Annotated in this window: 12 protein-coding genes; 5 read left to right on the plus strand and 7 right to left on the minus strand. The window is 60.1% G+C overall.

What is annotated here, in order from left to right; translation table 11 throughout:
- Nucleotides 1-20 precede the first annotated feature (20 nt).
- The 3 genes from gshB to rsmI form a co-directional block, all read right to left on the minus strand.
- Entirely contained in the window at nucleotides 21-965 is a 945-nt protein-coding gene (gene gshB / locus LRK71_RS13020; protein ID WP_232404265.1) for a glutathione synthase, read from the minus strand.
- Between the two features lie 85 nt (nucleotides 966-1,050).
- Nucleotides 1,051-1,425 (minus strand): YraN family protein, encoded by a 375-nt coding sequence (locus LRK71_RS13025; RefSeq protein WP_232404266.1) that lies wholly within the window; start codon nucleotides 1,423-1,425, stop codon nucleotides 1,051-1,053.
- A 1-nt stretch (nucleotide 1,426) separates the two neighbouring features.
- Complete coding sequence (gene rsmI, locus LRK71_RS13030; protein WP_232404267.1) at nucleotides 1,427-2,284, minus strand: 16S rRNA (cytidine(1402)-2'-O)-methyltransferase; 858 nt, start codon at nucleotides 2,282-2,284, stop codon at nucleotides 1,427-1,429.
- An 86-nt stretch (nucleotides 2,285-2,370) separates the two neighbouring features.
- Between rsmI and LRK71_RS13035 the strand changes: the two genes are divergently transcribed.
- Genes LRK71_RS13035 through murJ form a run of 3 tightly spaced genes read left to right on the plus strand, consistent with a single transcriptional unit; the run spans nucleotide 2,371 to nucleotide 7,887 of the window.
- The gene (locus tag LRK71_RS13035) at nucleotides 2,371-3,540 is read left to right on the plus strand and encodes a penicillin-binding protein activator (RefSeq protein ID WP_232404268.1); all 1,170 of its coding nucleotides are present in this window, start codon (nucleotides 2,371-2,373) and stop codon (nucleotides 3,538-3,540) included.
- Complete coding sequence (locus LRK71_RS13040) at nucleotides 3,500-6,334, plus strand: [protein-PII] uridylyltransferase (RefSeq protein ID WP_232404269.1); 2,835 nt, start codon at nucleotides 3,500-3,502, stop codon at nucleotides 6,332-6,334. Before LRK71_RS13035 ends, LRK71_RS13040 begins: the two co-directional genes overlap by 41 nt.
- Entirely contained in the window at nucleotides 6,331-7,887 is a 1,557-nt protein-coding gene (murJ, locus tag LRK71_RS13045; RefSeq protein WP_232404270.1) for a murein biosynthesis integral membrane protein MurJ, read from the plus strand. Before LRK71_RS13040 ends, murJ begins: the two co-directional genes overlap by 4 nt.
- A 105-nt stretch (nucleotides 7,888-7,992) precedes the next feature.
- On the opposite strand, the gene LRK71_RS13050 is transcribed toward murJ, so the two are convergent.
- Nucleotides 7,993-8,679, minus strand: coding sequence for a rhomboid family intramembrane serine protease (locus LRK71_RS13050; protein ID WP_232404271.1), 687 nt, complete (start codon nucleotides 8,677-8,679; stop codon nucleotides 7,993-7,995).
- Nucleotides 8,680-8,877: 198 nt separating this feature from the next.
- Between LRK71_RS13050 and trpS the strand changes: the two genes are divergently transcribed.
- Nucleotides 8,878-9,906, plus strand: a complete 1,029-nt coding sequence (trpS, locus tag LRK71_RS13055) for a tryptophan--tRNA ligase (RefSeq protein WP_232404272.1) — start codon at nucleotides 8,878-8,880, stop codon at nucleotides 9,904-9,906.
- Between the two features lie 616 nt (nucleotides 9,907-10,522).
- On the opposite strand, the gene LRK71_RS13060 is transcribed toward trpS, so the two are convergent.
- The 3 genes from LRK71_RS13060 to LRK71_RS13070 form a co-directional block, all read right to left on the minus strand.
- Nucleotides 10,523-10,876, minus strand: a complete 354-nt coding sequence (locus tag LRK71_RS13060; protein WP_232404273.1) for a MerR family transcriptional regulator — start codon at nucleotides 10,874-10,876, stop codon at nucleotides 10,523-10,525.
- Nucleotides 10,873-11,823 carry a J domain-containing protein gene (locus LRK71_RS13065; RefSeq protein ID WP_332460267.1) on the minus strand — a complete coding sequence of 317 codons (951 nt, stop codon included), beginning with the start codon at nucleotides 11,821-11,823 and terminating at the stop codon, nucleotides 10,873-10,875. The genes LRK71_RS13060 and LRK71_RS13065 overlap by 4 nt, the downstream gene beginning before the upstream one ends.
- 152 nt (nucleotides 11,824-11,975) lie before the next feature.
- Nucleotides 11,976-12,431: an Hsp20/alpha crystallin family protein gene (locus tag LRK71_RS13070; RefSeq protein ID WP_232404275.1), complete on the minus strand. Its 456-nt coding sequence runs from the start codon at nucleotides 12,429-12,431 to the stop codon at nucleotides 11,976-11,978.
- Between the two features lie 263 nt (nucleotides 12,432-12,694).
- Between LRK71_RS13070 and LRK71_RS13075 the strand changes: the two genes are divergently transcribed.
- Nucleotides 12,695-13,243 (plus strand): flavodoxin domain-containing protein, encoded by a 549-nt coding sequence (locus LRK71_RS13075; RefSeq protein WP_232404276.1) that lies wholly within the window; start codon nucleotides 12,695-12,697, stop codon nucleotides 13,241-13,243.
- Nucleotides 13,244-13,249 lie beyond the last annotated feature (6 nt).

Genomic DNA, 13,249 nt, shown 5'->3' on the forward strand with positions numbered 1-13,249 from the left:
CCCAGCTTCAGCGCCCAGCCTCAGCCGCGGGCCGCAACGCGGCCTTCGATCGCCAGCCAGATTTTTTCAGCGATATTCACCCCGTCAAAGCGCTCCAGCTCCTGAATGCCGGTGGGGGAGGTCACGTTGATTTCGGTCAGATAGTCGCCAATCACATCGATACCAACAAAGACCTGGCCCTTTTCCTTGAGCAACGGCCCGATGGCGGCGCAGATTTCAAGGTCGCGCTCGGTCAGCCCGATTTTCTCTGGCCGCCCACCCACATGCATGTTGGAACGGGTCTCACCTGCGGCAGGCACCCGGTTGATCGCCCCAACCGGTTCGCCGTCAACCAGGATCACCCGTTTGTCGCCATTACTGACATCGGGCAGGAACTTCTGCGCGATCAGCGGCTCACGGCTGAAGCCGGTGAACAATTCGTGCAGAGAGGTCAGATTACGGTCATTGGCGTCCAGCCGGAACACCCCGGCACCGCCATTCCCATACAGCGGCTTGAGGATGATATCGCCGTGCCGTTCCTTGAAGGCCTTGATGGTGTCCAGATCGCGCGCAATCACGGTGGGCGGCGTCAGGTCGGGGAAATCCAGTACCAAGAGCTTTTCCGGATAATTGCGCACCCAGAAGGGATCATTGACCACCAGGCAGTCATCTTTCAGCCGGTCCAACAGATGGCTCAAGGTGATGTAATGCATGTCAAAGGGCGGGTCCTGGCGCTGCCAGATCACATCAAAATCGGCCAGATCCACGTCACGCATCTCGCCCAGAATGGCCGGTGCTCCCGCCACCCGCTGCATCGTCATATCCTGACCACGGGTGGTAATCTTGCCCTCTTGGTAGGCCAGATGGTCCGGCAGATAGAAAAACAGCTCATGGCCGCGCGCCTGGGCCTCTTCCGCCAGGCGAAAGCTGCTGTCGGCGTCGATGTCGACACCCATGATCGGGTCCATCTGAAAGGCGATTTTCATGGCAGTTTTCCTTGTTTCTTTCGCCATAGATGACGCAGGGCGCAGTAAGGTTCAATATGCCTTGTTCAACAAGCCGTGAAAGCCGTCAGCCCTGACCATAGGCATTTTCCAGAATTTCGACCTCTTGAGTGCCGATCACCAGCGCCACATCGATGCGCGCCTCTGCCAGGGTGCCGCCCGCCTCTTGATCAAGATAAAGCGCCGCCGAGGCCTGCACCCGCTGCATCTGTCGCGGCGTGATCCGGGCAACGGTCGCCGCATAACTGGGGCCGGTCTTCACCTCGACAAAAACCCAAAGCGCGCCCTGGCGCAGGATCAGGTCGATCTCGCCCCCTGCCCCGCGCCAGCGCTGTTCAACCAATTGGTAGCCTCGCGCCACATAGGCGCGCGCCGCCCGCTCTTCTGCTGCGGCGCCGGCAAGATGCGCACGCAATCCGGTAGAGACAGGCGTTCTGGGCATATCAGCCCTCTTTCGCCAGTTTCAGGGCCAGCTGATACACCTTGCGGCGCGGCATCTCATGCGCCTCGGAAACGATGGTGGCGGCATCTTTGACGCTGTTGTTGATCAGCGCGGCGCGCAGGTCGCTCTCAATATCGCCCTCGCTGACCACCGCGGCAGCAGCGCGGTCTACCAGCACGACGATCTCACCCTTCACCGGAGTTTCCACCAGACTTGCAGCCAACTCCTGCAGCGGCAGGCGGCGGACCTCTTCAAATTTTTTGGTCAGCTCGCGGCACAGCGCCGCCGGGCGATTACCCAGCACATCCGCCATATCCGCCACCGAAGCCGCCACCCGTTTGGGGGATTCGTAAAAGGCCAGGGTGGCCGGAATCGCACGCAACTCTTCCAGACGTTTGCGCCGGGCACCGCTGGCATTGGGTAAAAAGCCCGCGAAAAAGAACGCATCCGTCGGCAATCCGGCCAGCGCCAGCGCCGTGGTCACCGCCGTCGCGCCCGGTGCAGTGGTCACCAAATACCCCGCCTCGGACACCGCCTTTGACAGGGCATAACCCGGATCCGCGATCAACGGCATTCCCGCCTCGGAGGCATAGGCAACCGATTTCCCAACCTCCAGCGCTGCCAAGATTTTGCCACGTGCAGCCACCCCGCTATGATCATGGTAAGCAATCACCTGGCGATCCCGCATCGGCACGCCATGAATTTCCATCAGGCGGCGCAGCGACCGGGTGTCTTCGGCGGCAATCAAATCCGCCGAGGCCAGCACATCCAGCGCGCGCAGGGTAATGTCGCGGGCCGTGCCCAAAGGTGTTGCCACAAAATATAGCCCCGGCAACAAATTGACGATCTGATGATTCACGCTGGACCCGCCTTTTTGGTCGTTTATTATCGCTCCCGAACCAACACGGTGCAAAGCGCCGGACGAAGGGGAGTTACAAGTCCATTATGTTTGCTGTTTTCAAACGGGCCCGCAAGGCAACATTGCTTGCCGTCACCGCTATTTCAACTTTTGCACTGGCCGCCTGCGATCCTATTGCCATGGGCGGCGGCCCAAGCATCAATACATCTAAACCCGTTCCCGTCGCGCTGCTGGTGCCACGCGGATCGGCACAGTCCGGGGACAGCGTTCTAGCGCAAAGCCTGGAAAACGCTGCCCGCCTGGCGATTGCAGATCTGCAGGGCGTACAGATTGATCTGCGCATTTATGACACTGCAGGCGATCCGACCCGCGCAGCCGCTGCCGCCACCGAGGCGGTGCAGGGCGGCGCACGCATTATTCTGGGGCCGGTCTATGCCGAAGCGGCCAATGCCGCCGGCATTGCCGCTGCCAAACGCGGCATCAATGTCCTGGCCTTTTCCAACACCACCTCGATCGCCGGGGGCAATGTCTTTATCCTGGGGCCAACCTTTGACAATACGGCCCGTCGCCTGACCAGCTATGCCAAGGCGCAGGGCAAGAGCAGGATCGTGATTGCCGGGGGCAATAACGCCGCCGGAATCGCCGGGCAGACCGCAATCCGAAATGCGGCGGCGCAGTCCGGCGCGACTGTTGTCAGCTCCATTGACTATGATCTGTCGCAGACTGGCGTGATCAATGCCATTCCGCAGATCCGCTCGGCCACCACTAGCGGGGCTGATGCGCTGTTCCTGACCGCGACCACAGCCGGCGCGCTGCCGCTGCTGACCCAGCTGCTGCCAGAGGCCGGCGTCAAACCCGAAGATATACAGTACATGGGGCTGACCCGCTGGGACGTACCGGCCCAGACCCTGGCATTGCCCGGTGTGCAGGGCGGCTGGTTTGCCATGCCCGACCCCGGCAAGGCCAAGGGCTTTCGCGACCGCTATGAAGCCACCTATGGGTCCCCCCCCCATGCCATTGGCGGGCTGGCCTATGATGGTATCGCCGCAATTGGCGCCCTGGTCGGTGCTGGAAAATCCGATGCTCTGACCGCCGCAGCCCTGACCCAGGGGGCTGGTTTCCAGGGCACAGGTGGCATTTTCCGCCTGCGGCCCGATGGCACCAATGACCGCGGTCTGACCATTGCAACGATCCAAGAACAGAAGGTAGTCATCCTTGACGCAGCCCCCAGAAGCTTCTCGGGCGCCGGATTCTGATCCAGCCCAGACACCCCAGGACGATCAGCCCGGAGGGTCCCTTCCCTCTGGGCTGATTTGTGATGCGCGGGCCATCTTTGATCGTGCCGAGATGCAGGACAAGATTGCCCAGCTGGCACAAGAAACCGCGCCCGACGCCCTGCGTAACGGCGTGGTCGACCTGCTGCGCACCGCCAACACCCAGGGCCGCGCCCTCATCGCCGAGCACTTTGCACAAGCGCCATTTTCGGCCCGTGCCCTGACCCAATCCTACAGCTATCTGACGGATGGGCTGGTGCTGACCGCCTTTCATGTGGCCACCACCTATCTGCACCCGGTTGGGACGCCCACCTCCTCTGAACGGATCGCATTGATTGCAGTCGGCGGCTATGGCCGTGGTGAAATGGCGCCGTTTTCCGATGTCGATCTGATGTTCCTGACCCCGTACAAGATCACCGCCTGGGCCGAGAGCGTCATAGAATCGATGCTCTATATTCTGTGGGATCTGCGCCTCAAGGTTGGCCATTCCAGCCGCACCATCAAGGATTGCCTGCGGTTGGGGGGCGAGGATTTCACCATCCGCACCGCCATGCTGGAACAGCGCTATCTTATCGGTGATCGCGCCCTTGCCGAAGAACTGGAAGAACGGCTGCGCACAGAGCTGTTCATCCGCGAAGTCACCGAATTTATCGAGGCCAAACTGGCTGAACGCGACGAGCGCCACCTGAAACAGGGTGAACGCTATATGGTGGAGCCCAACGTCAAAGAGGGCAAGGGCGGCCTACGCGATTTACAGTCTCTCTACTGGATTGCAAAATACGTCTACAAGGTCCAGGACGTGGCGGATCTGGTACCGCTTGGCCTCTTCACACCGGAAGAGCTGGAGACCTTTTCCACCGCTGCAAATTTCCAATGGGCGGTACGATCGCATCTGCATCTGGCGACCCGACGCGCCACCGAACAGCTGAATTTCGACCTGCAAGTCGAAGTTGCCAGTCGCATGGGATACAAGGATCGCGCCGGGCGGCGCGGCGTGGAAGTCTTTATGCAAGACTATTTCCGCCATGCCACAACTGTGGGCGATCTGACCCGAATCCTGCTGACCAAGCTGGAAGCAAGCCAACAAAAGCGCGCGCCGCTGCTGGAACGCATTTTCCGCCGCCGCCCCAGGGTGAAACCCGAATACCACGTGGTTCACAACCGGCTGGATCTCGCGGATCCCGATGCATTTCTGAACGATAAGCTCAACCTGTTGCGGATCTTTGAGGAAGCACTGCGCACCGGCATGTTGATCCACCCAGACGCCATGCGCCTGGTCACCGCCAATCTGCACCTGATCGACGATGACATGCGCAACAACAAGGAAGCACGGCGCATTTTCCTGGATCTGCTGCTGAAACACGGCAACCCGGAACGCGCTCTGCGCCGGATGAACGAACTCGGCGTGCTGGCCGCCTTTATCCCCGAATTTGAACCCATCGTGGCGATGATGCAGTTCAATATGTACCATTCCTATACGGTGGATGAGCACACGATTCAGGTGATTTCCAACCTCACCGCCATCGACAAAGGTGAACTGGAAGAAGAGCTGCCGCTGTCATCAGAGGTGATCCGCAAGGGCATCAACCGCAAGGTCCTGCTGGTGGCCATGCTGTTGCATGATATCGGCAAGGGTCGCGAACAGGATCACTCTATCCTGGGGGCGCAGATCGCCCGCAAGGTGGCACCGCGCCTTGGGCTGAACAAGGCCGACAGCGAAACGGTTGAATGGCTGGTGCGCAATCATCTGTTGATGTCCGATATGGCGCAGAAACGCGATATTGCCGATCCGCGTACCGTCCGGGGCTTTGCCAAAGCGGTGCAATCGGTAAAGCGGCTGGATCTGTTGCTGCTGCTCACGGTTTGTGACATTCGCGGCGTCGGCCCGGACACCTGGAACAATTGGAAAGCGGCCCTACTGCGGGCGCTCTACAACCAGACCCGCGAAGCGCTGGACAACGGCATGGAGGCTCTGAACCGGGAACATCGCGGTGCGGCCGGCAAAAAGGCCCTGCGCGCCGCCCTGGCCGACTGGCCAAAGGCCCATCTGAAACGCGAAACCGGGCGGCATTATGATCCTTATTGGCAGGGGCTGCATGTCACCGCCCATATCGATTTTGCCGAAATGCTGAGAGAGCTGGAAGCCAAGAACGACCCCGGTGGCATTGTCATTCGGCTGCACCCGGATGATGACCGCGATGCCACCCGCGCCTGTTTTGTAATGGCTGACCACCCCGGCATCTTTGCCCGCATTTCCGGTGCTTTGGCGCTGGTTGGGGCCAATGTGGTCGACGCCCGTAGCTATACCACCAAAGACGGCTATGTCACCGATGCCTTTTGGATCCAGGACGCCGAGGGTCACCCCTTTGAGGCCTCTCGCCTGCCCCGGCTGAACCAGATGATTCTGAAAACCCTGAAGGGCGAGGTGATCGCCGGAGAGGCGCTGGAAACCCGCGACAAGTTCAAAAAACGGGAACAGGCCTTCAAGGTGCCGACCCATATCACCTTTGATAACGAAGGCTCGGAAATCTACACCATCATCGAGGTCGACACCCGTGATCGCACCGGGCTGCTCTATGATCTGGCGCGCACCATGGTGGCAGCCAATGTCTATATCGCCAATGCTGTGATTGCGACCTATGGCGAACAGGTGGTTGATACCTTCTACGTCAAAGACATGTTTGGCCTGAAATACCACTCCAAGTCCAAACAGGACTTTTTGGAGCGCAAGCTGCGCGAGGCCATTTCAGAAGGCTCGAAAAAGGCGCGTTCATGAAACCGGTCAGATTGTTCTCCGGCTTTGTCACGGTTGGCTTCTGGACATTGGCCAGCCGTGTTCTGGGTTTTTTGCGTGAAATCCTGATCGCTGCATATATCGGCCCCGGCCCGCTGTTGGATGCCTTTGTGGTGGCCTTTCGGCTGCCAAATATGTTTCGCCGTTTTTTTGCCGAGGGTGCCTTTAACGCTGCCTTTGTACCGCAGTTTTCCAAACGGTTGGAAAGTGGGGAAGACCCGCAGGGCTTTGCCCAGGATGCCTTCAATCTGCTGGGGGCTGCCGTTCTGGCCCTGGTTGGGCTGGGCATGGTCTTTATGCCCGCGCTGGTCTGGGCCACGGCCAAGGGCTTTCAGGGCGATGCCCGCTTCGACATCGCGGTGGGCTTTGGCTATATCGTCTTTCCCTATATCCTGTGCATGTCACTGGCGGCGCTGTTTTCCGGGGTGCTGAATGCCACCGGGCGCTTTGCGGCGGCTGCCGCCGCGCCGGTGCTGCTCAATATTTTTGCCTGCAGCGCCATGATGCTGGCGGCCTGGATGGGCGGCTCGGTGGTGGACTGGCTGGTCTGGACCATCCCGGTGGCAGGCCTTGCCCAGCTAGCCCTGGTCTGGCGCGCCAGCAGCCGCGCCGGGATTAGCCTGCGTCCCGGTCTCCCTCGGGTGACCCCAGCAATGCGCCGCCTGGTACGGGTGGCCGTTCCTGCGGCATTGGCCATGGGAGTGACGCAGATCAATCTGGTGGTTGGCCAGCTGGTGGCCTCGGATATTGAAAACGCGGTCAGCTGGCTGTTCATCGCGGATCGGCTGTATCAGCTGCCGCTTGGGGTCATTGGCATTGCGGTTGGCATCGTGCTGCTGCCGGATCTGGCCCGCCGGTTGCGCAGCGGCGATGACAGCGGTGCGCGCAATGCCCTGTCCCGCGCTGGTGAGTTCTCACTCCTCTTCACCCTGCCCTCGGCTGTGGCCTTCATGCTGGTGCCGCTGCCACTGGTTTCCGTGCTCTATCAACGTGGTGCCACTGGGCCTGAAGACGCGGCCGCCATCGCCCTGGCGGTGGCCATCTATGGCGCGGGCCTGCCGGCCTTCATTTTGCAAAAGGTGCTGCAGCCGCTTTATTTTGCCCGCGAAGACACCCGCTCACCCTTTGCCTATGCCGTTTTTGCCATGGTGGTGAACGCCGGGCTGGCGGTGGGGCTGAAGCCCGTGGTGGGCTGGATCTCGCCTGCCATTGCTGCCTCTACGGCCGGCTGGGCCATGGTGATCCTGCTCTGGCTGGGTACCAGGCGCATGGGCAGCGCCGCCCGGTTTGATCCCCGGTTCTACCACTGCAGCCTGCGTATTCTTCTGGCCGCGCTGGTCATGGGCGCGCAACTGGTCCTCACCGTGCAACAGTTCGGAGCATTTTTCACCCTGCCAAGCTGGCGCTACCTCGCCCTGCTGGCCCTGATCCTAAGCGGTGCAACGACCTTCTTTATCGCTGGATATCTGCTCAAGGCCTTCAACCTGGCAGAGCTGAAAACCTCCCTACGGCGCGGCAAGCGCCAATCCGGGTAATCCAGCGCTGCCGCGCCGCGCCTCTGCGCGGCGCCGGGCCCAACGGGATAAGGCCATGTTTCACGGCCGCCATCCGGGCGGGAGCCCCAGCCCTGCGCAGAGCCACTAGTCGCGTTTGATTTTACTGCGGATCCGCGCCCAGCCGCCCGGTGCCAGAAAAAACGACAGCCCAAACCCGGTGGCAAAACCACACAGATCTGCCACCCAGTCCTGTGAGCCGCCAAACAACAGGCCAAACAGCAACTGCACCCCCATAAGAAAGGCAATCAGCGAAAAGGCGCGACTTTGCTGCGCCCCCACCAGCGAAAGCTGGCGCCACAGGATATAGGTAAAGGCTCCAATCAAGCCATAGACCGCCGGAAAACCACCGATCAATGGTACGCTGGCCTCGAGAAGGACCGCATAGCCCAGGGCCCCACCAATGGCCGAAAGAAAAAAGATGATCACCATCGCCAGATCCCCCATGACCTCGCCCACCATCTTGCCCATGGCCAGCACAAAGACACAGACGAACAACGCATGGGTAAAGGCCCCATGTACAAAGGCGTAGGACAGAAACCGGATCAGATGTTCAGTCGGCCATTGTCCTGTCTCGACCATCCACCAGAATATTTCTGGCGAAAAAGCATAGGATTGAAAGGCCTCCAACCGCCAGCCAATCGCCTCGGGGCCGCCCAGGATACCGCGCTGACCCAGGGCAAGGACAGCCTCGATCCCCATGATCACCAGCACGAGGGCCACAACTGCGGGCGGCAGCGGATTAACCGGAGAGATATTCGTATCATTGCTCATGGATCTTGTCCTCCTTGGGCGGCCTTACCGACCCTTATTTTAACGCTCGGGCCTCGACCTGGACCCTATCCAGGGCGCGCTCTGGATAGGGCCCCCGATACCGTCCTGGATACCGCCCGGTGACGCTGCCTGTTGACGCTGCCGAAACCCATGGGTAAGCGACTAGGGACCATAATTCCAGACGGGAGTTACGCCCACATGAGCGACACCACCTTCACGCCGCGTGTCTTTTCCGGCATTCAGCCCTCCGGCAACCTGCACCTTGGTAACTACCTTGGCGCCCTGAAGCGTTTTGTCGACTGGCAAGCCAACGATATCGAAAGCATCTATTGCATGGTTGACCTGCATGCGATCACCGTCTGGCAGGACCCCGCCGATCTGCGTAAGGCCACCCGTGAACTCTGCGCCGGCTTCATTGCTGCGGGTATCGACCCTGAAAAATCCATCCTGATCAACCAAAGCCAGGTGCCGGAACACGCGCAACTGGCCTGGGTGTTCAACTGCGTTGCCCGCATGGGCTGGATGCAGCGGATGACCCAGTTCAAGGACAAGGCCGGCAAGAACGCGCAAAATGCCTCGCTTGGGCTGCTGGCCTATCCCTCCTTGATGGCGGCAGATATCCTGATCTACCACGCCACCCATGTGCCGGTGGGTGAGGATCAGAAACAGCATCTGGAACTGACCCGCGACATCGCCACCAAATTCAACCACGACTATGACGTTGATTTCTTCCCGCTGACCGAACCGGTGATCGAAGGCGCGGCCACCCGCGTGATGAGCCTGCGAGACGGCGTCAAGAAGATGTCCAAATCTGACCCCTCTGACGCCAGCCGCATCAACATGACCGACGATGCCGATACCATCGCTAAAAAGATCCGCAAGGCCAAGACCGACCCAGACGCCCTGCCCAGCGAAGCCAAGGGCCTGGAAGAACGGCCAGAGGCCCGCAATCTGATCAACATCTACGCCGCGCTCAACGAACAAACCGTTGATCAGGTGTTGGCCGATGTGGGGGGCAAGCAGTTTTCAGAGTTCAAGCCAATGCTGGTGGACTTGGCAGTCGCTAAGCTGGCCCCCATCTCTACCGAGATGGCCCGACTGATGCAGCATCAGGATGAGATCGACAAGATCCTGACCCGTGGCTCTGAACGCGCCCGCGCCATCACCGCGCCCATCCTGCGTCAAACCTATGACATTGTCGGCATGGTGCCCCCCGTCGCCATCTAAGCCCTTGGGTCTGGCTCTCTAAAAGCGCCCCGCCTTTAACCTGAAGCGGGGGAAAGGCGGGGCACGGCAGAACGTTTAGAAAACCCGCCCAGATATGTCTGGGCGGGTTTCTTTTTGCCATTTTGCTTTTTGTCATACCCATCCCCCTTACTTAAGGTGACAGTCTGAAACAGACTCAGGGCAATTGATGGCGCGCGAAGCACCGCAATGCCGACCTCTCCGGACAATTCCTGCGTTCGCCCAGAGCGCGCTATTCGCGTTGAAAGCTCAATAGCAGCCTTATCCGGCGGCTTGCTTCTCTTTTGTGAACGCGCGCTTTCGCCGTTTTGAATTTTACGTAGGCCGACTGAAATCTGAGCAAGGCTCGATCGCGTTCCTCATGAAGGCGGCGAATGGGCGACCTCGGCGCGCCAATGGTGCCGCGATATGGTACTTGATCGACCGGAAACAACGCACGCAATTCGTTCCGTGCCTTCGCCAGCCTGAAATCGGCATCTACATATCGACGATAGACTGCCGCCAAGAGGCGATAATGTGCGGTTAGTTCTCTGTGCATCCAACTACCCTCCCTTTCACCTATGTTTCCTCGCCGGGATGACCGCCGCATTGACTTTTGTCAGTCGCCCCCCGCTGGCGCGTCTTCGTCAAATCGCGCACGAAGGCGTGCCACAACAGCATGCCTGACACAGTCGGACTGATCGTCGACCGCCTCCACCAAACTGTACAGGTCGCGCCGGGTCTGATGCAGCCGGTCGATCAGCGTCAGAACCACCGGCACAGCGGTTGAGGGCAGCGCCATCTCCTTGCGCAGGTCGCAAAGGAGGCGAATCCGCGCAACGTCGAGGTCGTCATAGAGCGGGCCGGCCTCGCCTATTGCTGGTCGCACCCATCCTTCGCGCACCCAAAGACGAAGGTCGCGGCGGGTCAGTCGGCGGATCTCGGCCAAAACCTTCTCTTCCGTATGGCTCATGACATCCTCCGCAATTCGGCCCGCGGGTCAAAACCGGCTTTGTCTCGCCAGCGGCGCGCCAGGTCTTTCAGGTCACCATCGATGTGTTTGGGCAGCACAACTTTCAGCCGAACGATCTGGTCTCCGGCCTTTCCCTTGGAGCCCTTGATGCCCTTGCCGCGCAGGCGCAAGCGCTGCCCCGAGGACGCGCCCTCGGGAATTGTCACCGACACCGATCCCGACACAGTCGGCACATCAACTTTCACGCCCAGAACGGCCTCGTCGAAGGTGATCGGCAACTCCATCTCGATATCGTCGCCGGACAGGCTGAACACGGGATGCGGGCGCACCGCGACGGTCACAAGCGCGTCTCCCGGTTTGCCCTGGCCAAATCCCGGCGCCCCCTTGCCGCGCAAACGCAGGGTCTGGCCGTCCTTCAGGCCCGGTGGAATGCTGATATCGATATCGTTCCCATCCGGCATAGTAACGCGCCGTTTCGTGCCGCGAGCGGCATCAAGGAACTCGACCTCGAGGTGATAGCGCAGGTCCTGGCCGCGGGCGTGCATCTCCTGGCGAAAGCCGCCCCGTCCCTGACCACCGGTGCTGCGGCCGAAGAATTGCGAGAAGATGCCTCCAAGATCGTCCTCGCCCATCGCAGCACCAGAACCGGTTCTGGGGTCATATCGGTGACCGCCTTCCCGGCCTGCATATTGGTGGTAATACTGGCGTTCCGGCCTCTCTTGTCCGCTCGCGTCGATCTCGCCCGCATCAAAGCGGCGCCGCTTTTCGGGGTCGGAGAGGAGACCATGGGCGGCTGAGACGGCCTTGAACCGATCCTGCTTGGCTGCGTCGTCCGGGTGCAGGTCGGGATGCAAATCCTTGACCAGCTTACGATAGGCTTTCTTGATTTCCCCCTGCGTCGCGGTCTTGGACACGCCAAGTATCTTGTAGGGATCTGAATTCATCATTCTCTGCTGGCCGGGCGACTGTTCTGCAACCGACCGAAGCCCTCCTTTGCCTTATGCAGCGGGCGCGTTGCCCGCCGCACCTCAGTCTCAGTCTGCCCGAGCGTTGGTCGTTAACTCTCAAGCGGCCCTGTCACGCGCCCCCTGGCCTTGACCTAGGCCACCGGGGTTTGCGGCAGCTTAACAGTCAGCACTCCGTTCTTGAAGCTGGCCTCGGCCTTTTCGCCATCGACGCCTGGGGGCAGCGGGATCCTGCGATATATCGCGCCGTAGCTGCGCTCGGAGAGGTAGTATCCCTTCTTCTCCTCCTGCCGCTCAATCTTCTTCTCACCCTTCACGGTCAGAAACTCGTCACTGACAGAAACCTCGATATCCGACATGTCCATACCGGGAAGTTCAATCGATACTTCGACGCGATCCTTGGTTTCGACCATGTCGGATTTGGCCTCTCCGCCAACCCATGGCCAATCGAGATCGCCTGCACGGGTCCAAAAGCTTTCGAACACGCGATTCATTTCACGCTGCAGACTGGAAATGGCGTTCTGATCGTCGGTCTTCGGTTCGGGCGCATGATCTTTGCGCGCCCAAGGAATCAAATCTTTGATCTGCATGTGTTTTTCCTCCTTCCGGTATGGGCAGCGCGCCCAGGATCAAGATCCCGTCACTGTCATTTCTTCGGCTTGTCCTCTTGTGGGCAGCCGATCACGATACAGAGGACGCCACCCGCTCCAGCAGATCAATGATACCTCCCAGCTGCCACGCCGCCATTGATCGCTGTCAAGGCATTGCCGCGTGACAGCTCGCAACGCCGGTCTCCGATCCGATTGACAGCCGTCAATGCCGCCGCAGCCGAAGCGATCTAGAGAGGAGAGTCATGAAAATCCTCGTCGCCTACGCCTCGACCGATGGTCAAACCCGCAAGATTTGCCGCGTCGCAGCGGATTGGCTTGCGGATGCGGGTCATATGGTCGAACTCCTGCCGCTTGCCGATGCCGATGACATTGACCTGGCACGCTTTGATGCGGTGTTGCTGGCAGCATCGGTCCATATCGGGCACTATCAAAAGGCGCTGACGGAGTTTTGCGCCAAACGCGCCGACACTCTGTCTGCGTTGTCCAGTCTGTTCCTCTCGGTCTCGCTTGCCGCTGCGGGTCACGAAGCCGAAGACTGGCAGGAACTGGACAAAATTCTGACCAATTTCACCTTAGCCACCGGCTGGACCCCCAATCGGATCGAACAGTTGGCCGGTGCCTATAAGCCCTCTGATTACGATGTTTTCCGCCGTTTCGTGATGCGCCGCATCCTTGCGAACAAGGATCCGTCAGCGGATCTTTCCGCTGATATCGAGTATACCGACTGGACAGCGCTCAATACGGTTCTGGCCGATTGGACTGCGTCCTCGGTGGCCGACGACAGGGATTGACTCCTC

The sequence above is a fragment of the Pseudophaeobacter flagellatus genome (assembly GCF_021228235.1).
Lineage (GTDB): Bacteria > Pseudomonadota > Alphaproteobacteria > Rhodobacterales > Rhodobacteraceae > Pseudophaeobacter > Pseudophaeobacter flagellatus.

Bases quoted from the DNA above. Each gene is read 5' to 3' on its own strand.
- LRK71_RS13050 (WP_232404271.1), bottom strand. From the start codon at position 8,679: ATGAGCAATGATACGAATATCTCTCCGGTTAATCCGCTGCCGCCCGCA.
- murJ (WP_232404270.1), top strand. From the start codon at position 6,331: ATGAAACCGGTCAGATTGTTCTCCGGCTTTGTCACGGTTGGCTTCTGG.
- LRK71_RS13065 (WP_332460267.1), bottom strand. From the start codon at position 11,823: ATGATGAATTCAGATCCCTACAAGATACTTGGCGTGTCCAAGACCGCG.
- trpS (WP_232404272.1), top strand. From the start codon at position 8,878: ATGAGCGACACCACCTTCACGCCGCGTGTCTTTTCCGGCATTCAGCCC.
- LRK71_RS13075 (WP_232404276.1), top strand. From the start codon at position 12,695: ATGAAAATCCTCGTCGCCTACGCCTCGACCGATGGTCAAACCCGCAAG.
- LRK71_RS13025 (WP_232404266.1), bottom strand. From the start codon at position 1,425: ATGCCCAGAACGCCTGTCTCTACCGGATTGCGTGCGCATCTTGCCGGC.
- LRK71_RS13035 (WP_232404268.1), top strand. From the start codon at position 2,371: ATGTTTGCTGTTTTCAAACGGGCCCGCAAGGCAACATTGCTTGCCGTC.
- gshB (WP_232404265.1), bottom strand. From the start codon at position 965: ATGAAAATCGCCTTTCAGATGGACCCGATCATGGGTGTCGACATCGAC.
- LRK71_RS13070 (WP_232404275.1), bottom strand. From the start codon at position 12,431: ATGCAGATCAAAGATTTGATTCCTTGGGCGCGCAAAGATCATGCGCCC.
- LRK71_RS13060 (WP_232404273.1), bottom strand. From the start codon at position 10,876: ATGAGCCATACGGAAGAGAAGGTTTTGGCCGAGATCCGCCGACTGACC.